We start from the raw sequence: 24,231 nt of genomic DNA, 5'->3' as shown, positions 1-24,231 counted from the left end.
TGTACCTCAGATGCGTGCCGCCTCGTCAAGCACGCGATCCAGATGTCCCGTCTCTCCCCAGTATCGGATGGCAAGTTGCGTGCCATCGAAGTCCAAGGCATTGAGGCTGGCGTTCAGGATCGGCACGGCGCGCGGTGCATCCACGGCCACGCGAATGGCAATGCGCCAGGCCATGGCCAGCACGCCACCGTGGGTGACGATCAGCACGCGCCGGCCGACGTGGCGGCGCGCGATGTCGAACAGCGCGGCGTGGACGCGGTCATGAAACTGCTGCTGGGATTCGCCACCACCGGGCAGGGCGTAGTGCGCTTCCAGCATGCGGGTGTGCGCTTCGGCGTTCAGCCGGGCGTTGTCCTCGCGCGTGTGGCCCTGCAGCGCGCCAAGGTGGCGCTCACGCAGGCGCGGGTCGGTGGCAATCGGCAGACCCAACTGCTCGGCCACCGGCTGCGCGGTGTGGAAGGCACGGGCCAGATCGCTGCTGATCAGCGCGTCGATCGGCTCGCGCGCATGCTGTGCGGCAACCAGTGCCGCAAGCTGCTGCGCCTGCTGCCGCCCGGTGTCGTTCAGATCGATGTCGAGGTGCCCCTGGTAGCGCCCCTCGACATTCCACGCGGTCTCGCCATGCCGGGCGAGCAGCAGTTCGGTCATGCGCGGCGGCTCAGAGCAGTGCCGGGTTCAGGGTGTAGAGGCCCATCAGCTCGGCGGAGTCGAGCACATGGCCCTTCATGGCGGCGTGCAGATCGGCGCCGGTGAAGCGCTCGGGCAGCGCGAGCTTTTCGACATCCAGCGCGTACACCGTAAAGACGTAGTGGTGAATGATGGAGTCGTTCCAGGGCGGGCAGGGGCCGTCGTAGCCGTAGTAGTCGCCGCCCATGTCCTTGTCGCCGGCAAACCAGCCGGTGTAGTCGTTGATGCCGTGCTGCCCCAGGGGCGCGGCGCCGGCCGCCTTGCCGCGCGGCGTGACGCCAGCGCTGTGGCTGCCCGCTGCAATCTCGCTCACACCGGCCGGGATGTTGGCCAGGCTCCAGTGGTAGAAGTCCACCCGCGGCAGATCCGCCGGCACGATCTTGCCTTCCTGGTTCACGTCGTCGCCGCGGCTGGGCACGTCGTAGTCGTGGCAGATCAGGGCAAAACTCTTGGTGCCGGCCGGTGCATCGCTCCACTTCAGGTGCGGGTTGCGGTTGGCCGAGAGCGTGACGTGTGTCTTGGGGTCGATCACGCAGAAGGCGAATTCGCCGGGGATGAATTCGCCCTCGCTGAAGGACTGAGAAATGAGGTTCATGATCCGGATCCCTGTCGTTGTTCCGGGCGCAGTGGTCGGCCGACGCTGTGCTCGCGCGGTCCGAGGAGGCGCCGCACCCGAGAGAGCGCGAGGATACGAGCCGCGGCGGCCCGGGAGCAATCGAGCCTGCGTGACCGAAGCCCACTTTGCAGGCTGGAAACAGTTGGGGGTGCGAATTTTCGTCTGAAAACGAGCTAAATATGATGCCTTTGAAAGAAAGAAGTCTTCATAAGGCGCTTCAGACAAGCGGAAAGGCAGTTTCGCTCAACTTGAACAAACTTGGCCGAAAATGACTGATCAACAGACCGCCGGCGGCACGCGCAACCAGAAGGTCACCGGCCCGTCATTGACCAGCGCCACCTTCATGTCCGCACCGAAGCGGCCGGTGGCCACAACCGGGTGCAGGCTGCGGGCGCGGTCCACGAAGTGCTCGTACAGCGCGCGGCCCGTGGCGGGGTCCGCCGCCGGGGTGAAGGAGGGGCGGGTGCCGCTGTTCGTGTCCGCGGCGAGCGTGAACTGGCTCACCACCAGCAGTTCGCCGCCCACGTCCTTCAGGCTCTTGTTCATCTTGCCGGCCTCATCGGCAAACACGCGGTAGGCGAGCAGCTTGTCCAGCAGTCGGTCGGCCTGGGCGGGGGTATCGCCGCGCTCGGCGCAGACCAGGGCCAGCAGCCCGCCTCCGATGGCGCCCACCACCTCGCCGTCCACCCGGACGGCGGCCTCGGACACGCGCTGGATGAGGGCGATCACGTGTTGTGGATCAGCTGGTGAGCGTGACCCGCGCAAACTTGCGCTTGCCCACCTGCACCAGATACGTGCCGGCAACCAGCTTCAGGCCCTTGTCGCTGACCGTGCTGCCATCAATCTTCACGCCGCCCTGCTCGACATTGCGCAGGGCCTCAGAGGTCGAGGGCGCGAGGCCCGCCTGCTTGAGCAGCTGGCCGATGCCCAGCGGCGCGCCGGAGGTGGTGATCTCCGGCACTTCATCGGGCACGCCGCCGCGGGCGCGGTGGTTGAAGTCTTCCAGCGCCTTGTCGGCCGCCGCCTTGTCATGGAATCGGGCCACGATCTCCTGTGCCAGCAGCACCTTGAAGTCGCGCGGGTTGGCGCCGCCGGCGGTGGCCGCCTTGAAACTCTCGATCTCGGCCATGGGCCGGAAGGACAGCAGGGTGAAGTAGCGCCACATCATGTCGTCGGAGATCGACATGAGCTTGCCGAACATCTCGCCCGGCGCCTCGGTGATGCCCACGTAGTTGTTCTTGGACTTGGACATCTTTTCCACGCCGTCCAGGCCCTCGAGCAGGGGCATGGTCAGGATGCACTGCGGCTCCTGGCCGTATTCGCGCTGCAGCTCGCGGCCCACCAGCAGGTTGAACTTCTGGTCGGTGCCGCCGAGCTCCAGGTCGCTCTTGAGCGCCACGCTGTCGTAGCCCTGCATGAGCGGGTAGAGCAGCTCGTGCATGCTGATCGGCACGCCGCCCTTGAAGCGCTTGGTGAAGTCGTCGCGCTCCAGCAGGCGCGCCAGGGTGTACTTGGCCGCCAGCTTGATCATGCCGGCCGCGCCCAGGGGCTCGCTCCACTCGGAGTTGTATCGGATCTCGGTCTTGCTCGGATCGAGCACCAGGCTGGCCTGCTTGTAATAGGTCTCGGCGTTGGCCTTGATCTGCTCGGGCGTGAGCGGCGGGCGGGTGCTGTTGCGGCCCGAGGGGTCGCCGATCAGGCTGGTGAAGTCGCCGATCAGGAAGATCACCTGATGGCCGAGATCCTGCAGCTGGCGCATCTTGTTGAGCACGACCGTGTGGCCGATATGGATGTCCGGCGCGGTGGGGTCCAGGCCCAGCTTGATGCGCAGCGGCGCGCCGGTGGCCTCGCTTCGGGCAAGCTTCTTGAGCCAGTCCTCTTCCACCAGCAGTTCTTCGCAGCCACGGCGAGTGACGGCCAGCGCCTCGCGGGTGCGGTCGGTGATCGGATGAGCAGAGGCAGGAGCGTTGGACATGGTGGGCGGGTGAATCAATGCCGGATTTGGTCAGCCGGGCGGGTTGTCTTTTGCGCGAGCGCGCGGTTGCAGTTGTGGCGACGCAAAACTTTCCAAGCTGCGCCGCACGCAATCAGATTCACACTCTGAAGCGATTTCGGATGCGCCGGGAGCAACCGGCGCGGGCTTTCCCGATCTCGCCGCACCGGGCGCGCCGGTACACTCCGACTCTTGCGATTTCGCGCTGGCGCGAAATCTGCTGGGGAGCATCACAGTCAAGCCCGGACCTCAGTCCGCACCGCCTGTGACAGGAGCCGCAAAGAGCTTCGGATTATTGCATCGGGCATCAGGGAATCACTGTGTTGAGACGGGGCGCTGCCCCGCATGACGCGACTACTGGAGACGCCGCGCATGAGGAAGTTTTGGTCTCTCGATCAGCCGGAAGGCAAGCACCCGGGGCGCCGCCTGTTCGCAGGCCGCGCCACCACGGCGGCTGATCGACTGCATCGCATTCGCTTGATCGTCGGTGGCGTGGCCGCACTGGCCGCTGTTGCCGCATTTGGCGTGGCGCCCTTCGCGCCGGACATTGCCGACCAGCCTGTCACCCGGGTGACCCAGGCTGTCACTTTGCCCGAGCTGGCGGCGCACGAAGAAGCTGCACCGACGAGCTACATCCAGGAAGTACGCGTCGCCAAGGGCGACACGATTGCCTCGCTGATGGAGCGCCTGGGTGTGCAAGACCCCGCCGCCGTGGCCTTCACCGGCCGGGATGCGGTGGCTCGTGAACTGCTCAAGCTGCGCCCGGGCAAGACTGTGTCGGCCAGCACCGACGACGAGGGCGAACTGCTCTGGCTGCGCGCCATGCTCTCGGCAGATGAACCGAACGCACGCATGCTCTTCATCGAGCGCCGTGACGATGGCACCCTGCAGGCCCGCCAGGTGGTGGAGGCCTACGAGCGTCGCGTGGTGATGCGCAATGCCACGATCCAGAGCTCGCTCTTTGCGGCAGCAGATGCGGCCCAGATTCCGGACGCCATCACGCAACAAATGGTGGATCTGCTTTCCGGCGACATCGACTTCTACAACGACCTGCGCCGTGGCGACAGCTTCGAGGTGGTCTACGAGCAGCTCGCGCTGCCCACCGGCGAGGTGGTGCGCTCGGGCCAACTGCTCGCCATCCGCTTCATCAATGCCGGCCGCAAGCATCAGGCGCTGTGGTTCGATGCGGACGGCCCCGAAGGCCACAAGGGCGCGTTCTACGCCTTTGACGGCCGCAGCCTCAAAAAGGCGTTCCTGAAGACGCCGGTGGAATTCACTCGCATCTCCTCGGGCTTCGGCAACCGCAACCATCCCATCTTCGGTTACAGCCACCGCCACACCGGCATCGATTTCGCCGCGCCGCACGGCACCGGTGTGCGCGCCGCCTCGGATGGTACGGTCGAGTTCGCGGGCTGGCAGCGCGGCTACGGCAACACGGTCATCATCCGCCACGCCGGGGTTCACTCCACGCTGTATGCGCACCTCTCCGGTTTTCAGCGCGGGCTCAGGAAGGGCCAGCGCGTGACACAGGGCGATATCATCGGCTTCGTCGGCTCGACGGGGAATTCCACTGGCCCGCACCTGCACTACGAGCTGCACGTGAATGGCGCGCCGGTGAACCCGCAGACCGCCATCCTGCCTGACGCTCAACCGATCGCCGCGAACCTCATGCCGGCGTTCCGCGCCCACGCAGGCGAGATGGGCCGCCGCCTCGCACTGGCCGGCGGCCGGGAGTACGCACAAGCAGAATAGGGAGACCGCCATGATCACCATCGGGTTGATGTCCGGAACCAGCATGGACGGCATCGACGGGGTGGTGGCCTCATGGCGGGATCAGGGGGCAGCGCTGCCTGAGCTGCGCGCAAGCGCCCATCGCGTTTTCCCGACCGCACTGCGCAACGAACTGCTCGCTTTGCAGCGCGCAGGCAATGACGACCTCAACCGCTCCGCCCACGCCGCCAATGGCGTCGCCGCTGAGTACGCCGAGCTCGTCAGCACGTTGCTCAAGCAAGCGGGACTTCAGCCCGCGCAGGTCCTGGCCGCAGGCGCGCACGGTGTAACCGTGCGGCATGCCCCAGTGGCCAGCGGCCACGGCCAGCCGGGAATATCCATCCAGCTGCTCAATGCAGCCTTACTCGCGGAGCGCTCGGGTGTCTCCGTCGTGCATGACGTGCGCAGCCGGGACATCGCCGCCGGTGGGCAGGGGGCGCCGCTGGTCCCTGCCTTCCACGCCCAGATCTTCGGACAGCCGGGCAAGACACAGGTCGTGCTGAACCTGGGCGGCATCGCCAACATCACGATCCTGCATGGCGACGGCCGTGTCGAAGGCTTCGACACCGGCCCGGGCAACTGCCTGCTCGACCTCTGGGCGCAGCGGCACCGCGGCAGTACCTTCGACGACAGCGGCCGTTTTGCGGCCTCAGGTACGCCGATTCCGAGCCTGCTGGAGCGCCTGTTGCGGGAGCGCTACTTTCAGGCGCCGCCCCCCAAGAGCACCGGGCGCGATCTATTCAATGCCGTGTGGCTGGAATCCCATCTGGGCGGCAGTCAGGCCTACGAAGCCGCCGACGTGCAGGCAACGCTGACCGCGCTTACTGCGCAGACCGTGGCCGAGGCCATTCGGCGCCACGCGCCCGAGGTTGCCGGTGTTTGGGTGTGTGGCGGCGGCGCGAAGAATCGCGCGCTCATGGCTGATCTTCAGAGCCGCGTCGGCCTGCCCATGCAGCCGGTGTCCGTGCGCGGGGTGGATGAGCAGCATGTCGAGGCCTTGGCATGGGCCTGGTTTGCGCGTGCGCATGTGCTGCGTCTGCCCGGCAACGTGCCGGCGGTGACGGGTGCGGCTGGTCCGCGGGTGCTGGGCAGCTTTACCCCCGCTTGATTCCTGCGTTTTGGCAGCGCGAGTCGCGCAGGGACAAATCCAAATGAAAAGGCGCGCCGGAGCGTCCGTCGCGCCTTGATCTGACCGCCCGGAGGAGACCCCGGCGGCCCATCGAGCCTACTCAGACCGAGAAGCTTGAGCCACAACCGCAGGTGGTGGTGGCATTGGGGTTCTTGATCACGAACTGCGAGCCCTCGATATCTTCCTTGTAGTCGATCTCTGCACCTACAAGATATTGGTAGCTCATCGCGTCGATCAGCAGCGTGACACCGTTCTTTTCCATCGGCGTGTCGTCTTCATTGACGATCTCGTCGAAAGTGAAGCCGTACTGGAATCCGGAGCAGCCGCCGCCTTGCACGAAGACGCGCAGCTTCAGGTCCGGGTTGCCTTCCTCGTCGATCAGCGTCTTCACCTTGGCGGCAGCTGCGTCGGTGAAGTTCAGGGGCATGGGCATCGCTTCGGTTTGCGGGGCCAGTTCTGCAACTGCGTTCATGTCGGTTCCTTCACAAGAATCTTGAAAATCGGGGCGAGCAGGAAAACGTCAAGCTGCTCGGCGTTGTAGTTGCGTGCTGCTCAGGCGTTGTTGGCAGCAAGTTTCAGCGCCGGCTTGGCTGCTTCGCTGTGCACCAGCCGCCCATCCACGGCCGCGCCCTGATGCATCTCAAGCGCAGCATAGGTCACATCGCCTGCGATGCGCGCCTTCGGCTGCAGTTCGATCAGCTCTGTGCTGATCACCGGCCCGATGATCGTGCCATTGACCACCACGTGCAGGCAGCGCACCTCGCCTTCGATCTTGGCCTGCTCGGAGACTACCAGCATCGCTGCCTGACCCTCCTGCGCCGTGACATTGCCCCGGATCGTGCCGTCCACGCGGAGGCCACCCTTGAAGATCAGGTTGCCTTCAACCACGAGATCGGCACCGATCAGGCTCTCGATCGGCGGCATCTTGCCAGACTTGGACTTGCCAGACGAAAACATCAGAGTCTCCTTGAGTGATCCAGCGCGGCGCGTCAGCTGGGTACGGTCTGAACCTGAGCGCGTACCGCGCCGCCCTGCATCACCTTGGCGATGACGGATTTTACGGTCACACCCTTGGGTAGTTGCATCTCACCTTCCACGCGCTGTACTCGCCGGAACGCCAGTTCGAGCGCGGGCACGGAACCCGCATTGGCAGAAGGGATACTGACCACTTCAGTCTTGCCCGCGGACTGAACACTTACATCAAGTCGGATCTGACCGCGGAACTCCGCTTCCGTGCGACCGGTTTGCATCACGAGCAACCGGTATCGCATGGTGTTGGACGCTGGGTCGAGCTGCGCACGCAGATTGCGGATCGATACGCCAGGCCCGGCCGTGGTCGCGGGAATGAGGCTTTCGTAAAACGCGGTTTCTTCCTTGAGCTGCGCGACTTCGGCTTCTAGAGCCTTGACCTGGTCGGCCATCTTCGATTGGGACGCGCGCTCCATGGTCAGCTCGCTCTGACTCGCCAGGCTGGCCGTCTTCAGCGCATCACGTTCGGCACGCAGGGTTGCCACATCACTGCGCAGGCGCGCCAACTCTTCTTTAACCTCGCCTTTGTTGAATCCGGCGAAACGGCTGCCCAGGTCGTAGGCCCACATGGCGACCGCCGCGGCCAGCCCCAGGACGATCGCGTAGCCGAACACGCGGATCGGCCAGGGCACATGGGCGCGGATGGCCATGCGCGGTGCAGAAATCGTGAAGCGGCGGCGAAGCAGGGTGAAGCGCATGGCGGGATTGTCAGGGCTGCTCACCCAAAGAAAAAAGCCACCCGAAGGTGGCTTTTGAAACAAACTGCACTGCACCGCGGAGGACGATGCAGTCGAGCATCGATCAGCGCTTGCTGAACTGCTTGGCGCGACGTGCACCGCGCAGACCGACCTTCTTGCGCTCGACTTCGCGGGCGTCACGCGTCACCAGACCGGCGCGCTTGAGGGTGCCCTTGAGTTCTGCGTCATAGTCGATCAGCGCGCGCGTGATGCCGTGGCGCACGGCACCGGCCTGGCCGGATTCGCCGCCACCGTTCACGTTGACCATGATGTCGAAGGTTTCGACATGGTTGGTCAGCACGAGCGGCTGGCGCACGATCATGCGGCCGGTTTCGCGGGCAAAGTATTGGTCCACAGGCTTGCCATTGACGACGATGGCGCCCGAGCCCTTCTTGATGAACACGCGAGCCACTGCGTCCTTGCGGCGGCCCGTACCGTAGTTGTAATCACCGATCATGTGCGTGATCCTCAGATATCCAGGGGCTGGGGTTGCTGCGCGGCGTGCGGGTGCGTGCCGTCTGCATAGACCTTCAGCTTCTTGATCATGGCGTAGCCCAGCGGGCCCTTGGGCAGCATGCCCTTGACGGCCTTCTGCAGGGCGCGGCCAGGATGCTTGGCCTGCATGTCGCGGAAGTTGGTCTCGTAGATACCGCCGGGGTAGCCCGAGTGGCGGTAGTACTTCTTGTCCAGCGACTTGTTGCCGGTCACGCGCAGCTTGGCTGCGTTGACGATGATGATGAAATCGCCCGTATCAACGTGCGGGGTGAATTCAGGTTTGTGCTTGCCACGCAGGCGGCGTGCGACTTCGCTGGCCACACGTCCGAGAACCTTGTCCGTGGCATCGATCACAAACCAGTCGTGCTGAGCGGTCTCAGCCTTGGCGACCCAGGTTTTCATGTGATGACTTTCAAGAATCAGTTGAGGAACGTATTCCGCCGTGCTGCTTGTTCTTGACAGCGCAGCCTCTCCGAATTCGGCGGAAACTCTCGATTGTACGCGCTTCTTGAAATAGAGGACACCGGTACTCAGCGGTGGGTGCGTTCAGTGCAACCTGCGTGGCGGCCTGATGATCACATCTGGCGAACTTGCGTCGCGAAAGAAAAAGGCCCGACGTGTTGACGCCGGGCCTGAAACCACCAAATTGGGATCGGTGGAGGAGACATGTTCACAGTTTAGGTCAAATTGCTGCGATGCAATAGAAAGCATGGCCTCAAAATTCGAGGTCATTTTCTATTGGTGTATGCGGTGCCGCTTTTGCACTCTTGTTGAGCGGCCGATGCACTCCTCTTGTGCGCTGCGGAATCAATGCTCGGCTAGAGTGTGCTCTCGCGGTGCGTTGACCGCCTGGCTTTTGGAGAGTTACTTGATGGAATGCACGGTGCGATGGACCGGGGTTCATGGAATGCAGTTCGTGGCAGACTCTGGCAGCGGGCACAGCGTCGTGATGGACGGCGCACCTGAAGGGGGCGGCCACAATCTGGCGCCGCGGCCCATGGAAATGCTGCTCGCCGGGGCCGGTGGTTGCACCGCCTACGACGTTGTATTGATCCTCAAGCGCGGCCGCATCGATGTGCAGGGCTGCGAGGTCTTCATCAAGGCGGAGCGCGCGGTTGAAGACCCCAAGGTGTTCACCGCGATCGGCTTTCATTTCAAGGTGCGCGGAAGCAAGCTTTCGGAGGCCGCCGTCGAGCGTGCGATCAAGCTTTCGCACGACAAGTACTGCTCCGCGACGGCCATGCTCGCCAAGACCGCCGAAATCACTACAAGCTTCGAGTTGCTGAGCGCCGACTGATGGATCAGACGTGATGCGCGACGGTGGTCATCACTTTCGCCGAGGCGCGCATCAAGGCCTTCAGCGGCTCGGGCACGGCGTCGGCGCCGAGGCGTTCGGCTTCGTCCGCGTGATGGGCTTCGTCAGCTTTCATCGCGTCGACGATGCTGCGTGAGCGCATGTCGTCGGCAGGCAGGCGTTCGAGGTGGCCAGCAAGATGGGCCTCAACCTGCCGCTCGGTTTCAGACATCAGCCCCAGGCCCTTGCCGTCTGAAAGCTTGGCGGAAACAAACCCGAGCGCCAATGCACCGGCGTACCAGAGCGGGTTGAGGTAACTAGGACGGCTGCCCAGTTCCTTCAGGCGCTGCGCGGTCCACGCAAGGTGGTCCTGCTCCTCGCGCGCGGCCTTTCGGAAGAACGAGTTGAGCGCGGGGGTCGACGCGCCGAGGGCGTGGCCCTGATACAGCGCCTGCGCGCACACTTCGCCGGTGTGATTGACTCGCATGAGTTGTCCCGAGAGTTCGGTGGGCTGCGCTGCTTCCGCGACTCCTTCTGCCGGGTAGCTTCGGGCGGCCATCAGTCCGTCGGTCAACGTGCGCAACGCGATATCAAACTCGACGACAAGTGAGTCGACAGGGGAAGAACTTCGTTTCACTGATCACACCGCTTTGAGTTGAACAATCTCCCACATATTGTGGCGGTCGATGCGCATCCGATGGCTGGAGCACTTTGTCGCTCGCGGTGCCTTGCTTTGATGGTGAGCCACGGAGCCGCGACATGGAGTTGCAATAAACGCAATTTCCGGTTGGGGCGTTTGCTGTTTGGCGCGCATTGAAGATGCCCGGATCGACTCCCCGTTAGTCGCTTCGTTGCACTGCGGCAACACGATTCGGGATTGCCGCAACACGGGTAGGGGTCCAATTTGGACACCGGCGATGCCTCTGCGACAATCGCAGCAGGCTTCCACAAGCTGGGAAGTTGTGACCAAGCATCCTCCAACTCAAACCGCTTGCGTCCTGTTGAATAACCAACCCTCGGAGAGCTACTCAATGAAGAAATCTCTGCTCGCACTCGCAGTGCTCGGCACGTTCGGTGGCATGGCTGCTGCCCAAACCAGCGTGACGCTGTATGGCATCGTCGACGCCAACATTTCCCGCTTCGAAGCTGGCGACAAGGCTGCTCCCGGCATCGCCGGCACGACGGTGACCCGCATGAACGACGGCACCACGAACGGTATCAACGGCTCCCGTTGGGGTCTGCGCGGCTCTGAAGATCTGGGCGGTGGTACGCGTGCCATCTTCACGCTCGAGTCTGGCTTCAACATCGACACCGGCAACTCGGCCCAAGGTGGTCGTCTGTTCGGTCGTCAGGCATTCGTCGGCGTGGCCGGCGGCTTTGGTCAGCTGACCCTCGGCCGTCACAACACCCCGGTGTGGAACACGATGGCAATTGCTGATCCGTTCGGTCAGGGCCAAGTGGGTAACGTCGCCGGCGGTTTCGAAACCGGACGCGCCCCGCTGCCTCTGTTCATCGCGCCGGCCACCAACTCGGCCTCTCTGGGTGGTGTTCGTAATGACAACTCCGTGAACTACCGCACGCCGAACTTCGACGGTTTCGTGGGTGAGTTCCAGTACCGCCTCGGTGAGACGGTTGGCAACGTGTCGCGTGGTCGCCAGTTCAACATGGGCGCCACCTTCACCAGCGGTCCTCTGAGCCTCGGCGCTGGTTACCAGCAAGAAAAGACCGTTGGCACTGGCGCCACGCGCAACAAGGTAACGATGGTGGTCGGTTCGTTTGATCTGGGTGTGGCTCGTCTGCACGCTGGTCTGCAGAGCAACCGCGACCTCGAAGTGCCGACCGCGCTCGCCTCTGACGGTCTGCTGAACAAGCACACTGTGTACACCGTTGGCGCAACCGTGCCGCTGGCCCCGTTTACCATCCTGGCCAACTACACGACCGCTACCTTTGAAGATCCGCAACTGGTCAACAACGTGGTTACCCCGACTCGCGAAGGTACCGTGGGTAAGTTCGCGCTGGGCGCTCAGTACAACCTGTCGCGTCGCTCGATTCTGTACACGGGCTTCTCGATGGCCACGGGTGACTTCAAGGACAGCGTGACCGAGAAGACCGCCGTGAACGTGGGTGTGCGTCACGCGTTCTGATCGGAAGCGATCTGATCGTGCAAGCCGAAGAAGCGGGGGTGTCAGATCCCCCGCTTTTTTGCAGCTGAAGAGTTAGTCTGGGATCTGGGTCATCTTGGAGACACGAATGAAGAAAACAATCATGAGCACTGCAGTGCTCGCAGCGCTCTCGTCCGCGTCGCTCGGCGTCGCGGCGCAGACTTCGGTCACGCTTTACGGGATCGTTGATGCCGCCATCACGAACGTCAGCGGCGTGCGTACCTCGACTGGCGACCAGGGGCGCGTGACGGCAGTTTCCAGCGGCGTGCTGGATGGTTCCCGCTGGGGCATTCGCGGTACTGAAGATCTGGGCGGCGGTGTTCGCGCGATCTTCCTGCTTGAGAATCGCCTTGAAATCGATAACGGTCAGGTCAGCAACCGCCCGGTGTCCGGCACGCAAGTTCCTGAGCGTTTCTTCTCAGTCGGTGGAAGCGGAAGCTTGCCTGCACCGAATGCAACCGCTGCGCTTAACGTGAACTGTGGTGGCCGTACGACGGACGGTTCAGTTCTTGGCGCGCGGCTGACTGAGGGTGCGCCTACCGCCGTTCCAGTTGCAGCGCAAGTTGCAGCAGCTCAGGTGGCCTGTGGTGTTTACGGCCAGGCTTACCCGGCATTGGCCAGCGCCTCGTATGGTGTCAATATTCCGGGCCGCCTGTTTGACCGCCAAGCTTTCATGGGCCTCATCACGCCGGTCGGCGCCTTCCTGATGGGACGCCAGTACACCCCCGCATTCGAAACGTTTGCGACCTTCGACGTGACGGGTACGTCTTCGAACATCGGTCCGGGCCAGCTGGCTTCGTTGCCCGCGCTTCTGGAAATCCGCGAGAGCAACACGATCTCCTACCGCATCGAGCTCGGCGGCATCAAGGCGCAGGCCATGTACGGCGTCGGCGAAGTGGTCGGTTCCGAGAAGTCCAGCCGTCTCTGGGGCATCAACGGCTCCTACACGACCAAGGACTTCGGCTTCGGCGCGGGTCACAACGAGCGCACCAATGAACTGGGCCAGAAGTCGCTGAAGACCACGGTCATCGGCGCGTACGGCGTGTTCGGACCCTTCAAGTTCACGGGTGTTGCCGGCCAGTTCAAGGACGATGCACCAAATGGCATCGCCGCTTTCAGGACGCAGGTGCTCAACGGCGTCGTTGCAACAATCAACACGAATCCGGCTCTTGCTGCACTTGTTCCCAACGCAGCGTTGATCGGACGTAACGCTGCCAACGCCGCATATGACGCCTTCAAGCAGGATGGCGTGGTGTACGGCGTGGGCGCTGAATACAAGTCTGGCCCGCACAAGATTTGGGCAACCTACAACAAGTACAACGACAAGCGTCCGTTTGATGCGGACGTCGAGTCCGCGGGCCTTGCCTACATCTACTCACTCTCGCCGCGTACCAGCCTGTACACGACGTTTGTGCAGTTCATGAATGGTCGTACGGCGCAGGCGCTGCCGGGGGGCAACGGCTTCCTGGGTGGCGTGAGCTTTGCTCCTAACACAGACAACCGTGGCATGGCTTTCGGTATCCAGCACCGCTTCTAAGCTGTTGAAGTCGAGCGTCACATAACGCTCGGCATCAAAAAGACAAAGGCCCCGTCAGGGGCCTTTGTCTTTTCTTAGTGCTTTAGGAGGCCGTGGGCTGATACGTAGATCACTGTGCAGACCGTACCCGGCCAACCTGGCCGCGCTCCGCAACTAGCGCTTCTTCACGACCTTGACTTCGGCGCCCCGGCGGCTGACCTCGTATCCGTACGCAGCGAGCACCTTGGTGCCCTCCAGGCCCTTGATGTAGGCGTTGCCCTGCATCTGCATCACCTTCACCTTGATGGCCGTGACGCACGGATCGACCGCCGGCAGGCCGAACAGCCAGGCCTCAGTCACTGGGCGGATGCTGTTGATCTCATGCGTCGCCTGCGCTTCAGGTCCAAGACACAGGATGTGTCCTTCGCGGCCGAACACGGGCAGGCCGTCCAAGGGCTTCTCGAATTCGTAGACTGTTCCGCCGTCGTAGCGCACGCCAGTGGCCAGGTCGTGCCACTTCTCGCCACGCGGGAAGTAGACGACGCTCTTGCCACTGTCCGACAGGATCGGTGCGACCAGCAGCGCCGGTCCGAACAGGTATTGGTCCGGCCAGCGGTGCGCTTCAAGGTCGTCCGGAAATGCCAGTGGCATGGCGCGCATCGCTGGCAGGCCGTTACGCGCCGCTTCTTCGAGCGCGCCCATGATGTATGGCACCAGGCGGTAGCGAAACTTCAGCCAGCGCTTGATCAGCGCGAGCGTCTCATCGCCGAAGCTGGTCGGGCCGATCTTGTCGAGCGCGGGAAAGCGCACGTGGCTGAAGAACACGCTCGCGGCCAGCCAGCGCACGTAGGTCTCGGCGGGCATGGCTGCATCCGGGATTGCGCCGCCGACATCGACCGCCGAAAACGGCAGCCCGCTCATGCCGGCATTCAACGCGCCGCGCAGATGCTCACGAAGCTGATCCCAGTGCGTTCCCTGGGCTTTGTGGCGACTCCAGATCAGCGGGTAGCGCTGACTGCCGATGCCACCAATGTGAGCGCAGATCGTGGCGCGCTTGTCGATGCCTTCGCCGACGAACTTCTGGGTCGCTTCAAACACGCAGCGATTGCGCAGGAACGGGATGGCGCTTTGGAGGCGCTCTCCGCTGTCACCGTTGTACGCCTGCGCTTCCCGAACTGATCCGTGAATGAATCCCGTGTCGATGACGCCCACGCCGTCCTTGAACAGGCTCTCGTGCTTCTCGCGCCAAAACGTGTAGGCGTCCTGCTGAGTGAAGTCCAGCAGGGCCGCGTCCGTGCCGTCGGCCGCCTTGACGAGAACCGGCTTGCCATCGGCGGTGGTCAGCAGCATCTCTCGAGACAGGAACTCATCGAACTGTGGCGCATCCAGCGGCACGGTGGGCTGCTCCTGGATGCTCACGTGCATGTTCAAGGCCTTGAGGGCTGCCAGCGTGCGAACCGGATCGGAAAAGAAGCTGCGGTCCCACTCAAATGCTGAGCGGGTCTGGACCTTCCAGGCCGCATGCCCGTCGATTGCGATCACATCGCAGCCAATGCCTTCAGCGCGCAGCTTCTGCGCCAACTCGACCGCCTCCTGCGCATTGCTGTACTGGCTGTTGCTCACCCAGACGCCCACGCTCCATACCGGCGGCACGGACGGCTTGCCGGTCATGTTGGTGTAGGCGTTGAGCACCTCGGTGGGCGTGCCGCCGAACAGCAGCAGGTCCAGGGATTCATCGGCGACCTGCACCTCGTACAGTGCGTCTTCCGAGACCCCGACGTCATGCGTGACGGCAGCCGGCGTAATGGGGCAAACGCCCCAGCCACGCGGGCTCCACGCGAGCGGGACCTGGTAGGCGAGGGACTCGTCCGGCGTCAGCACCTGGCCGCGGCGATTCAAGGCGGTGAACTGTTCGCCCAGGCCATAGACTGCTTCACCCTCGGCCAGCCCGAGCCCGACGGTCCACGTCGCGCCCTTGCTGTCAAAGGCAAACGAGGGCAGCGTCACTCGGGGGCGCATCCGGTGCGTCAGGCGCACCGAGAAGGGCTTGCCGGTAATCGTCAGCTCGGTGAAGAAGGTCTTGAGCACGACGTCACCGGGCTTGCCGTCTAGCAACGGCTCAACCGTGATGGTTTCGGCAGACTCCTGCGGCACGAGCAGGCCGTAATCGGGCTGCCGGCTCTTGCCAAACTTCAGCCGGAACACGCCGGGGGTCGGTGAGCTGACCGCCAGTGGCGTGCCATCGACCTCGAACGTGACCAACTCCGATGACTGATTCTTGAGCTCTAGTTTCTGAAAGCGAGTCTGCACGTGCTTCGATCCTGGCGCGTTTGGCTTAGACCTTGCAAACGCTGCCCTTGCAATCGTGGCGAAGGCAGGGTTGGCAAGCCCTAGTTAGTGGCCGCTCACAAAACAGGCGTCCACGGCCCGTCATGATGACAGAAACCCGTCGAATCGGAAACTTTTGAGCGCCTGCCATGTCGCCCGCAGCCCGCATGCAGCAGGCTCGGGCAGGGCGATGGGCTTGACGCGCAGGCGCGCCGATGCTCAGGAATAGAAGGTCGCGAGCTTGAGCTTGCGGTCCCCGAGATAGTCGGCCGCGTCCTCGAAGACACCGAGGATGGCGCGGTTGGTGGCCTTGATGGTCTCCAGGTCCGGCCCGGACTCGTTGCCGCGCAGGCCCTTGAGCAGCACCACGGCGCCCGGTTTGCCGCTGCCGTGCAGCTGCTCGGTCAGGCAGTCGTGCAGCGCATCCAGGTTCATGCCGAAGTAGTCGGGGAACTGCAGGGTGTCGGAGATTCTCGTGAGCAGGCCGCTCTTGGTGGTGACGCCCTTGCAATCGATGGCCATTCGCCAGTAGTCCAGCTCGGCGGCGGCCATGAAGAGATCGTCCTGCTCGGGGATGACGCGGTGGATCACGCCCCCTTCATTGATGCTTGCCTTGATGTCCTCGATGGTCATCAGCCCTATTCCTTGATGCGCGCGAAAGAGCGGTAGTGGTCGGCGGTGTAGTAGTACTCACCGGAGGTGGCTGGATCGCCGGTGCTGCCCTTGCCGGCCACGATGCGCCGCGCACCCCGATCTCTCGAGAACGGCGTGCGGACGGTGTATTCGGAGTAGTAGCCGCGCGGCTGCCGGGGCAGCAGCCGTTCGCGGTTGTGAAAGGTCGTGCCGTCCTTGTTGTAGGGGAACGGCCCGCCCTTCTTGATGAGTTCGAGCGTCTTGCGGCCTTCGCGCGGCAGATCGGCCACGGCGATCGTCGGCATTGATGCGGGGGCGGCCGGCTTCTCGGGAGTCTCGCGTGCCTGCACCGCCGCCATCAGGCTCAGGCCTGCGAGCACCGCCACGGCACCGCGACGCAGGCCGCGCAGCAGCGAATCGCGTGTGGGCGCGGCTGTCCGGGTGATGTCCTTGACGATCGGGGCGGTTTGAAGCATGGCCGATTCTATGCATGAATCTGCGCCCGCTTGCAAGCCGCGGGGGGCGCGGACTTCAGGAGTTGAAGAACGCGAGCACCTCTCCGGCATGGGCCTGCGCGTCGTGTCGGCCCAGGCGCATCAGCTCGGCCGTATAGGCGGCCTGGAAAAGCAGATAGCTGGCGAGCATGCCGCCTTTCACGTCGTCTGCACCGAGCGTGCGCAGGAGGCCCCGGACTGCAATCGGCAGGCTGCTCACATGGCGCTGTGCGATGTCATCCAGCCGCTCGGAGGGTGCGATCAGCAGGCAGCGCACCGGCCGCAGCCCGCTCTTCTCACGATCCTTTTCGGGCAGCAACGAAAGGGTGCGATTGATCCGCTGCAGGCGCTCCACATCGGCCGGCAGCGCATCCAGGAAGATGGACGACAGCGCGTGGCCGGCCACAGCCGCCACGGTCGGATAGCCGGGCCGCGCCGCGGGTACCACCTGGGGCTCGAGCATGCGGCCGGCGCCGATCACGAGCAGCCTCTGTGCGCCGAGGTGCAGCGCCGGAGAGAGCGGCGCGTTCTGGCGCATGGCTCCGTCGCCGCAGTACTCGAGCCCGTGCGCCAGCTGCACGGCGCGAGCCGGAAACACGAAGGGAATGGCGCTGGAGGCCAGCAGGTGATCCAGCCCGATCGTGGCGGGCACGGCCATGCGCTGGCTGCGGCTCATCGGCTTGAGCGGCGCGGCGGCCTGCATGAAGCTCAGATGCACGCCAGCGGAATAAGAGAAGGCGCAGACGGACAGCGCATGCAGATGACCTTGCTGCAGCATGCTAGGAATGCGCTTGAAGCGGATGCGGTGCGCCAGCAGATTGGCCAGCGGCCCGTTGTCCAGCAGCGATCGCGGCTTGAAGCGCTGCCGCCGCGCCAGCGCCCATCCCAAAGACAGGGCCGACAACCAGCGCGCGCCCGAGCTGAACACCGCCAGCGCATCGGCGCGATAGACCTGATCGGCCGAGAAGCTCGACCAGATGTGCTCCAGCCCGTCCATGCCCGTGGCCCAGTCGTCTGCCTGCGCGGCCAGGGCTGCGGCATTGATGGCCCCGGCCGAAGTGCCTGTGAGGATGCCGAAGGGTGAGGGCGAGCCGGGCTTGAGCCGCCCGGCCTTGGTGAGAATATCTGTGATGCCGCGCAGCACGCCCACCTGATAGGCCCCGCGCGCGCCGCCGCCGGAGAGCACCAGCGCCGTGCCCAGCGTGGGCGTCGGCGCCCGCAGGCGCAGCGTGCGTAGCGCGGCGGCGTCCATGCTTTCCGCATGCGGCAGCGCCGAGCCCGGCACCTCCTGGCCCATCGTGGCGGGCGCAGCCGCTGGGGCCGGGCCGCTCGGGGCATTGTTGTCCTGGTCGCGTTCGCTCATGGGAGGCGCCCTCCCGCGCCACCGATGCGTGTCTGTTCTTTCAGCAGGGTGCATCAGCGCAGCGCGCACCGCAAGGCGCGGCTGTTGCAGATCGGCGAAAATCGCGGTTTGTGCGCCCAAGCGCTTGCAATGCGGTCACGAAACGTCGTTAGCGCCGCCGCCTGACACCCAACACCCGCAGCCTCACGTCCGCAGCCCCGCTCCCTGTTTCGCCGCCACCTTGCTTCCTGACGCCCTGTCCTCGCAGCCCCCTGTTCCGCACGATGCCGCGCTGCCCGGCGAAGCGTCGCAACACCTCCAGGCGCGCATCGCCCAGCCGGCCGCGTTGCGCGCGATCCTGCGCGAGATCTGGGGCCATACCGACTTCCGCGGCCGCCAGGGCGAGATCTGCGCGCAGCTTGCGGCCGGCGGCAATGCCCTGGTGCTCATGCCCACAGGCGGTGGCAAGTCCGTCTGCTATCAACTGCCGGCGATTTCGCGGCACCGCGCCGGGCTGGGTGTGGCGTTGGTCATCAGTCCGCTGATCGCGCTCATGCACGATCAGGTGCAGGCCCTGGCCGAGCTCGGCGTGCCGGCGGCCTTCCTGAATTCCACGCTGACGATGGAGGAGGCCGACGACATCGAGCGCCAGGTGCGCGACGATGAACTCGTGCTGCTCTATGCCGCGCCCGAGCGTGTGACGACGCCACGCTTTCTCGGTCTGCTCGGCGCACTGGCCGCGCGCCGCAAGCTGAGCCTGATCGCGATCGACGAGGCGCACTGCGTCTCGCAATGGGGCCACGACTTCCGCCCCGAGTATGTGGCCCTGAATGTGCTCACCGAGCGCTTTCCGGATGTGCCGCGCGTGGCGCTCACCGCCACGGCGGATGCCCACACGCGCGAGGACATCCTGCAGCGCCTGAGCTTGGCCGATGCCCCGCAGTTCGTGGCAAGCTTCGACCGGCCCAACATCCGCTACACCCTGGTGGACAAGCATGACGGCCGCAACCAGCTGCTGGCCTGGATCCGCGCCGAACATGCGGGTGACGCCGGCATCGTCTACTGCCTGTCCAGAAAGAAGGTCGAGGAGACCGCCGACTGGCTGAACGAACATGGCATCAAGGCGCTGCCCTACCACGCCGGCATGGATGCGAACACCCGCCGCCTGCATCAGGATCGCTTTCTGAATGAAGACGGGCTGGTGATGTGCGCCACGATTGCCTTCGGCATGGGCATCGACAAGCCGGACGTGCGCTTCGTCGCCCACCTGGACCTGCCGCGCAACATCGAGGGCTACTACCAGGAGACCGGCCGCGCCGGCCGCGATGGCCTGCCCGCCGACGCCTGGATGGCCTACGGTCTGCACGACGTGGTGCAGCAGCGCCGCATGATTGATGAAGGCGAGGGCGCTGACGCGTTCAAGACGGTGATGCGCGCCAAGCTCGATGCCTTGCTGGGCCTGGCCGAGGCGGCCGACTGCCGCCGGGTGCGATTGCTTGCGTACTTCGGCGAGCAGAGCGATCCCTGCGGCAATTGTGATAACTGCCTGCAGCCTCCAGCCACCTGGGACGCCACCGAGGCCGCGCAGAAGGCGCTCTCGGCCATCTACCGCACCGGCCAGCGCTTCGGCGCCGGGCACATCACCGACATCCTGCTGGGCAAGGCCACCGACAAGACGCGCCAGTTCGGGCACGACAAGCTGCCCACCTTTGGCGCCGGGCGCGATCTGCCGGAGTCCACCTGGCGCAGCGTGCTGCGGCAACTCATTGCCGGGGGCGCCGTGGGCATTGGCGAATACCAGTCTTTGCTGCTCACCGAAGAGGCGCGGCCGATCCTGCGTGGCGAGCTGCGTCTGGAACTGCGGCGCGACACCAAGCCCGTGAAGCCGGCCAAGGGCGCCCGCGGCACGAGCAGCGCGCGCAGCGGCAAGACCGATGCTGCGCTCGGCCTCGACGAAGCGGCGCTGGAGCGCTTTGCCGCGCTGAAGAAGTGGCGCATCGAAACCGCCCGCGCCCACGGCGTGCCGGCCTATGTGATCTTTCACGACGCCGTGCTGGCCGAGATCGCACGCAGTGCCCCGCCCGATCTGGAGGAGCTGGAAGCCATCCCCGGTATCGGCGCGCGCAAGCTGGATGCCTACGGCTGGGAGCTGCTGGCTGTGCTGCGCGCTGTAGGGCACTAGCTGATGATTTGAGGCTGACGCATCTTTTCGGACAAAAAATCGATCAATGCTGATCGACTGAAGATTGTCTTTCAGAAATCGGAAAGTGCTTTTTGTGTAGTGGGTAAAGAGTCAAAAACGGTCAGCATGTTGACCCAGGCCAAGACCGTTCAGGGAGAGTCCGAAGTGCCAGCCTGCAGTCCGTCCGGTGACACTTCAGGGCCATGAAGCATCCCTTCGATCCTGACCGCGCGCTTGAACTCCCGTCACTGCGCGACCTGGCGCGCCAAGCGGCCAGTGTGCTGTGGGCGCTCGCCGGCGCTCTGCTGACGGCGATGCTGCTCTTTGCCGCGCGCGAAGACGTGTTCGGGTCGAAGGTGACCCTGAGTGCCTTCGGTGGATGGGCGGGGTTCTGGCTGGCTTTTGTCGCGCCCGCGGTCCTGCTGCTGCAGACCGCGCGCATCTGGTCGGCCGAGCCGAGCCAGAAGATGCGTCGCGCCCGAGTGGGCGTCAACCTGGACTGGGCCATGATCAGCATGGCAGCCGGTGCAGCCTGCGCAGGCGGGGTTGTGCAGGGTTCAGTGGAAGCCAGCGGCACTGCGCTCGATCTATGGCAGCGCACCGCTGTCACGCTGGCGGCCTTTGGCCCGATGGCGGTGGTCTACGCGGTCTTGCGCAGGCGGCTCGGCCTGCCGCTCAGAGAGACCTAGCCAAAGCAGCTGCCCGTGCCGTGGAGGCCTGCCTCCACCCTGCTTGTGTGGGGTCGTCGGTCTGCTCGGCCAATCCCACTACGATGGCAGCCCTTCGCACGGAGCGAGGAGCAGGAGCCCGCATGCCCCATGGAACGCGCCCAGATCAATCGGGCGCAACTCACCTCTTTCAAGCCGCGTCCTTCGCGGGCGCGTCTCGCCTATTGCGCGCCGCTGCTGCGGCCGTGTCCTGCGCGCTGGGCGCTCTTGCCGCGCCCGTCCACGCCCAGACCGCCGCCATGGAGACGCTGTCTGACCTGCTGGCTGTGCCCGGCAGCGCGGGGTTGGGGGTGCTGACCGAATTCGACCGCTCGCCCTATCGCGGCGGCGGTACGCGGCGCGATCTCACGCCGCTCTACATCTACGAAGGCGAGCGGGTGTTTCTGCGCACGGACCGCGTGGGCCTGAAGTTCCAGGCGGCGCCGGAACACACGCTGGAGCTGTTTGCGCGGCGGCGCTTCGATGCCTTCCCGGCCGACGAGGTGCCGCAGGCGCTGGCCGGCATGGAACGCCGCGCCAACGGGCTGGACCTGGGCGTGGCCTGGCGCTGGCGCTTTGCCGGCGGGCAGTTCTATGCCCTGGCCGGCAACGATGCCAGCGGCACGTCCGATGGCTGGGATGCCACGGTGGGCATCAACACCCGCCACCAGTGGGGCCCGGTCACGCTCGAGCCGGTGCTGACGGCGACCTACCGCTCGGCTCGCATCAACAACTACTACTTCGGCGTGCGACCGCAGGAGGCGCGGCCCGGCCGGCCGGCTTACCAGCCGGGCTGGGGGCTGGATGTGACGGCGGGGCTGTTTGCCACCACGCCGCTGTCCGAGCGCTGGCGCGGCATTGCCGGTATCACGGCCACGCGCTACAGCGAGGCCGTGCGCGAAAGCCCGGTGGCCGATGCGCGGGTGCAGCCCTCGCTGTACCTGGGTGCGGTGTATGACTTCGGCGCGCAGAAGGCCCGCTGGGAGGGCGGGGAGGGGCCGCTGATCGTGCGTGTGTTCCACGGCGCGGCCAGCGATGACGGCTGCCATCTGGCGCGCATCATCAGCCTGCAGTGCTTCCGCTTCAACAGCCGCTACCCCACCGAGGTCACGGGCCTGCACGTGGGCAAGACCTTCATCGAGGGCCTGGCGGGCTGGCCGCTGGACATGATCGGCATGGTGGGCGTGGTGCACCACAACGACCGGCCCTACCAGCGCAACGGCATCGAGGTGAACGCCTTCATGAAGGCGGTGTACTACGGCTTTCCGTGGCGCAACCGGGTGAAGACGCGCCTGGGGCTGGGTATGGGCTTGTCGGTCACCGACCCGGTGCCGTATGACGAAGTGCGCAGCCAGGCCGAGCGCAACCGCCCGGTCTCGCGCGTGCTCAACTACCTGGACCCCACGCTCGATGTGAGCCTGGGCGACCTGGTGGGCAAGCGTGAATGGCGCGACACCTTCGTGGGCATCGGCGTGTCGCACCGTTCGGGCATCTTCGCCATGTCGCGCCTGCTGGGCAGCGTGAACGGCGGCTCGAACTACATCCACCTGTATCTCGAACGCGCATTCTGAGGCGCGGGCTGCGCGAGCAGGCTGCGGTCCTTGCACATTTTCGGCCATGAAAATCAGCTGATTTCAGACTGATATCCATGCGCTGCGGGATGGCCGGCGATCCGCTTGTGGAGCGCGGATCTCTGGGTGGTTCTTCGGGAATTTTGGCGAATAAAGATCGCTATCGGCTGTTGATAGGCATTGTTTTCGGCCAAACGCATGGTGTTGCGCAGCGAATCCCCTGGAGCCACTGCGAGCGCTTGGCCCGCGCTGCGCCGCGCCGGATGCCATGCAGCAGCGCCCGCGTGCCGCGGCGCTGCCTGTCCATCCGCGACGCCTCAGCGCATGAAGGTGCCGCTGCGCGAGACGATCGACATCTCGACGAACTCGACGCCAGTGTGGTCGGTGGGCGAGTAGCTCACCACCGGCCCACCGAGGTTGAAGCCCTGGATGGATTCCAGCCCGTTGCGGATGCCCTCGCGCGTCAGCGGCCGTGCGCGGCGCAGGCCCTCCACGAGGATTTTCGCGGCCGCGTAGCCCTCCATCATGGCCGGCGTGAGCGGGCCCGTCTTTGCCGCGACGGCCAGGCGGCGTGCCTCGCGCACGAGTTCGGTGGATTCATTGCGCTCATTGGGGAACACCTGCGAGACCACCGTACCCACCCCCTGGGCGCCGACGGCCTTGATGAAGCCGGTGGCGGCGTTGTTCGACAGGGTCGCAAATTGCGCCTGCACACCGGCGGCGCGGGTTTGCTTGAGCAGCTCGACCAGCGCGGTGCCCGATGCGATGGCGAGGATCACGTCCGGGCGAGCGTTGCGCAGCGCCGGCACTACGGTGCTGAAGTCCGGCTTCGCGCGGTCGTAGGTCAGCACGGCGGCCGGCTTGAGCTTGGTGTCATCAAAGCCCTTTTGCGCGCCGATCATGCCGTCCTTGCCGAAGGAATCGTCCACGTGCACCACCGCAATCCGGCTCGCGCCGATTGAGGCGAAGTGGCGCACGATCTCGGCCGCCTCGGCCTGATAGGTGCCGCGCGTCATGAATACCCAGGGGTTCACCGGGGTGTAGAAGTTCATCGCGCCCGTGGAGGGGCCGACGATGGCCACGCGGTTCTTCTCCAGATGCGGAATGATGGCCTGTGTGTGCGGTGTGCCGCGCGACAGGAACAGCACATCCACATTGCGCTCCTCGATCAGCACGCGCGCGTTCTCGCCGGCCTTCTTGGGGTCGAACGCGTCATCCAGGATCTCCAGCGCGATCTTGCGGCCCTGCACGCCGCCGCGGCTGTTGACCCAGTCGAGGTACAGGTTGGCGCCGTCCAGGACCTCCTTCACGTTGGCGGCCACCTGACCCGTCACGGCCGTGGTCACGCCGACCTTGATGTCCTGCGCGGCGGCGGGCGCGGCGCTCAGGGCGGCGCTGGCCGCGGCCGCAAGCAGCCCCCGGGCGAGGACTCGGCGATTCAGCAACAGGCGTGCGCTGCGCTGGGCGCGCGCGATGAGGCGGTCGAACATGGATTCCCCTTGGAAGTTCGTGTTGTGACGAACTGAATCCTAAGGGGCGAAATCGG

Annotated in this window: 23 protein-coding genes; 8 read left to right on the top strand and 15 right to left on the bottom strand. The window is 65.0% G+C overall.

Annotated features, from left to right (window positions below):
- Window positions 1-6: 6 nt before the first annotated feature.
- The 4 genes from ACMDW7_RS14345 to tyrS all read right to left on the bottom strand — a co-directional run bounded on the left by ACMDW7_RS14345 (window position 7) and on the right by tyrS (window position 3,278).
- Window positions 7-648 (bottom strand): histidine phosphatase family protein, encoded by a 642-nt coding sequence (locus ACMDW7_RS14345; protein WP_377303232.1) that lies wholly within the window; start codon window positions 646-648, stop codon window positions 7-9.
- 10 nt (window positions 649-658) lie between these two features.
- The gene (locus tag ACMDW7_RS14340; protein ID WP_377303233.1) at window positions 659-1,282 is read right to left on the bottom strand and encodes a YbhB/YbcL family Raf kinase inhibitor-like protein; all 624 of its coding nucleotides are present in this window, start codon (window positions 1,280-1,282) and stop codon (window positions 659-661) included.
- Between the two features lie 297 nt (window positions 1,283-1,579).
- Entirely contained in the window at window positions 1,580-2,032 is a 453-nt protein-coding gene (dtd, locus tag ACMDW7_RS14335; RefSeq protein WP_377303235.1) for a D-aminoacyl-tRNA deacylase, read from the bottom strand.
- 10 nt (window positions 2,033-2,042) lie between these two features.
- Window positions 2,043-3,278 carry a tyrosine--tRNA ligase gene (tyrS, locus tag ACMDW7_RS14330; protein WP_377303237.1) on the bottom strand — a complete coding sequence of 412 codons (1,236 nt, stop codon included), beginning with the start codon at window positions 3,276-3,278 and terminating at the stop codon, window positions 2,043-2,045.
- A 390-nt stretch (window positions 3,279-3,668) separates the two neighbouring features.
- On the opposite strand from tyrS, the gene ACMDW7_RS14325 reads away from it, so the two are divergent.
- Together ACMDW7_RS14325 and ACMDW7_RS14320 are read left to right on the top strand one after the other, a co-directional pair.
- Window positions 3,669-5,048, top strand: a complete 1,380-nt coding sequence (locus ACMDW7_RS14325; RefSeq protein ID WP_377303239.1) for a M23 family metallopeptidase — start codon at window positions 3,669-3,671, stop codon at window positions 5,046-5,048.
- Between the two features lie 10 nt (window positions 5,049-5,058).
- On the top strand, window positions 5,059-6,174 hold the full coding sequence (locus tag ACMDW7_RS14320) for an anhydro-N-acetylmuramic acid kinase (RefSeq protein ID WP_377303241.1): 1,116 nt from the start codon (window positions 5,059-5,061) through the stop codon (window positions 6,172-6,174).
- 121 nt (window positions 6,175-6,295) lie between these two features.
- Here ACMDW7_RS14320 and erpA read toward each other — a convergent pair whose 3' ends face one another.
- The 5 genes from erpA to rplM all read right to left on the bottom strand — a co-directional run bounded on the left by erpA (window position 6,296) and on the right by rplM (window position 8,858).
- Window positions 6,296-6,667, bottom strand: coding sequence for an iron-sulfur cluster insertion protein ErpA (gene erpA, locus ACMDW7_RS14315; RefSeq protein WP_377303243.1), 372 nt, complete (start codon window positions 6,665-6,667; stop codon window positions 6,296-6,298).
- Window positions 6,668-6,747: 80 nt separating this feature from the next.
- On the bottom strand, window positions 6,748-7,152 hold the full coding sequence (locus ACMDW7_RS14310) for a bactofilin family protein (protein ID WP_377303245.1): 405 nt from the start codon (window positions 7,150-7,152) through the stop codon (window positions 6,748-6,750).
- A 32-nt stretch (window positions 7,153-7,184) separates the two neighbouring features.
- Window positions 7,185-7,922: a DUF6776 family protein gene (locus ACMDW7_RS14305; RefSeq protein WP_377303247.1), complete on the bottom strand. Its 738-nt coding sequence runs from the start codon at window positions 7,920-7,922 to the stop codon at window positions 7,185-7,187.
- Between the two features lie 103 nt (window positions 7,923-8,025).
- Window positions 8,026-8,418 carry a 30S ribosomal protein S9 gene (rpsI, locus tag ACMDW7_RS14300; RefSeq protein WP_054124944.1) on the bottom strand — a complete coding sequence of 131 codons (393 nt, stop codon included), beginning with the start codon at window positions 8,416-8,418 and terminating at the stop codon, window positions 8,026-8,028.
- Window positions 8,419-8,429: 11 nt separating this feature from the next.
- Complete coding sequence (gene rplM / locus ACMDW7_RS14295) at window positions 8,430-8,858, bottom strand: 50S ribosomal protein L13 (RefSeq protein WP_054124943.1); 429 nt, start codon at window positions 8,856-8,858, stop codon at window positions 8,430-8,432.
- A 469-nt stretch (window positions 8,859-9,327) separates the two neighbouring features.
- Between rplM and ACMDW7_RS14290 the strand changes: the two genes are divergently transcribed.
- A complete protein-coding gene (locus tag ACMDW7_RS14290; RefSeq protein ID WP_377304260.1) occupies window positions 9,328-9,753 on the top strand; it encodes an OsmC family protein in 426 nt (141 codons plus the stop codon).
- A 4-nt stretch (window positions 9,754-9,757) separates the two neighbouring features.
- Here ACMDW7_RS14290 and coq7 read toward each other — a convergent pair whose 3' ends face one another.
- On the bottom strand, window positions 9,758-10,387 hold the full coding sequence (coq7, locus tag ACMDW7_RS14285; protein WP_377303249.1) for a 2-polyprenyl-3-methyl-6-methoxy-1,4-benzoquinone monooxygenase: 630 nt from the start codon (window positions 10,385-10,387) through the stop codon (window positions 9,758-9,760).
- A 394-nt stretch (window positions 10,388-10,781) separates the two neighbouring features.
- On the opposite strand from coq7, the gene ACMDW7_RS14280 reads away from it, so the two are divergent.
- Window positions 10,782-11,894: a porin gene (locus ACMDW7_RS14280; RefSeq protein WP_377303251.1), complete on the top strand. Its 1,113-nt coding sequence runs from the start codon at window positions 10,782-10,784 to the stop codon at window positions 11,892-11,894.
- 106 nt (window positions 11,895-12,000) lie between these two features.
- The gene (locus tag ACMDW7_RS14275; protein WP_377303253.1) at window positions 12,001-13,449 is read left to right on the top strand and encodes a porin; all 1,449 of its coding nucleotides are present in this window, start codon (window positions 12,001-12,003) and stop codon (window positions 13,447-13,449) included.
- Window positions 13,450-13,602: 153 nt separating this feature from the next.
- Here the strand turns inward: ACMDW7_RS14275 and ACMDW7_RS14270 are convergent, their stop codons facing one another.
- The 4 genes from ACMDW7_RS14270 to ACMDW7_RS14255 form a co-directional block, all read right to left on the bottom strand.
- Window positions 13,603-15,738, bottom strand: coding sequence for a glycoside hydrolase family 31 protein (locus ACMDW7_RS14270; RefSeq protein WP_377303255.1), 2,136 nt, complete (start codon window positions 15,736-15,738; stop codon window positions 13,603-13,605).
- 237 nt (window positions 15,739-15,975) lie between these two features.
- Window positions 15,976-16,389 carry a barstar family protein gene (locus ACMDW7_RS14265; protein WP_377303256.1) on the bottom strand — a complete coding sequence of 138 codons (414 nt, stop codon included), beginning with the start codon at window positions 16,387-16,389 and terminating at the stop codon, window positions 15,976-15,978.
- A gap of 5 nt (window positions 16,390-16,394) precedes the next feature.
- The gene (locus ACMDW7_RS14260; protein WP_377304262.1) at window positions 16,395-16,748 is read right to left on the bottom strand and encodes a ribonuclease domain-containing protein; all 354 of its coding nucleotides are present in this window, start codon (window positions 16,746-16,748) and stop codon (window positions 16,395-16,397) included.
- Window positions 16,749-16,920: 172 nt separating this feature from the next.
- On the bottom strand, window positions 16,921-18,246 hold the full coding sequence (locus tag ACMDW7_RS14255; protein ID WP_377303258.1) for a patatin-like phospholipase family protein: 1,326 nt from the start codon (window positions 18,244-18,246) through the stop codon (window positions 16,921-16,923).
- A 307-nt stretch (window positions 18,247-18,553) separates the two neighbouring features.
- Here ACMDW7_RS14255 and recQ point away from each other — a divergent pair, with 307 nt between their 5' ends.
- The 3 genes from recQ (at window position 18,554) to ACMDW7_RS14240 (ending at window position 22,685) form a co-directional block, all read left to right on the top strand.
- A complete protein-coding gene (recQ, locus tag ACMDW7_RS14250) occupies window positions 18,554-20,407 on the top strand; it encodes a DNA helicase RecQ (protein WP_377304264.1) in 1,854 nt (617 codons plus the stop codon).
- 203 nt (window positions 20,408-20,610) lie between these two features.
- The gene (locus tag ACMDW7_RS14245; protein ID WP_377303260.1) at window positions 20,611-21,096 is read left to right on the top strand and encodes a hypothetical protein; all 486 of its coding nucleotides are present in this window, start codon (window positions 20,611-20,613) and stop codon (window positions 21,094-21,096) included.
- A gap of 278 nt (window positions 21,097-21,374) precedes the next feature.
- Entirely contained in the window at window positions 21,375-22,685 is a 1,311-nt protein-coding gene (locus ACMDW7_RS14240) for a MipA/OmpV family protein (RefSeq protein ID WP_377303262.1), read from the top strand.
- A 317-nt stretch (window positions 22,686-23,002) separates the two neighbouring features.
- On the opposite strand, the gene ACMDW7_RS14235 is transcribed toward ACMDW7_RS14240, so the two are convergent.
- Complete coding sequence (locus tag ACMDW7_RS14235; protein ID WP_377303264.1) at window positions 23,003-24,175, bottom strand: ABC transporter substrate-binding protein; 1,173 nt, start codon at window positions 24,173-24,175, stop codon at window positions 23,003-23,005.
- Window positions 24,176-24,231 lie beyond the last annotated feature (56 nt).

The sequence above is a fragment of the Piscinibacterium candidicorallinum genome (genome assembly GCF_047549485.1).
GTDB classification, from domain to species: domain Bacteria; phylum Pseudomonadota; class Gammaproteobacteria; order Burkholderiales; family Burkholderiaceae_C; genus Piscinibacterium; species Piscinibacterium candidicorallinum.
This window is presented reverse-complemented; position numbering and strand designations above follow the sequence as displayed.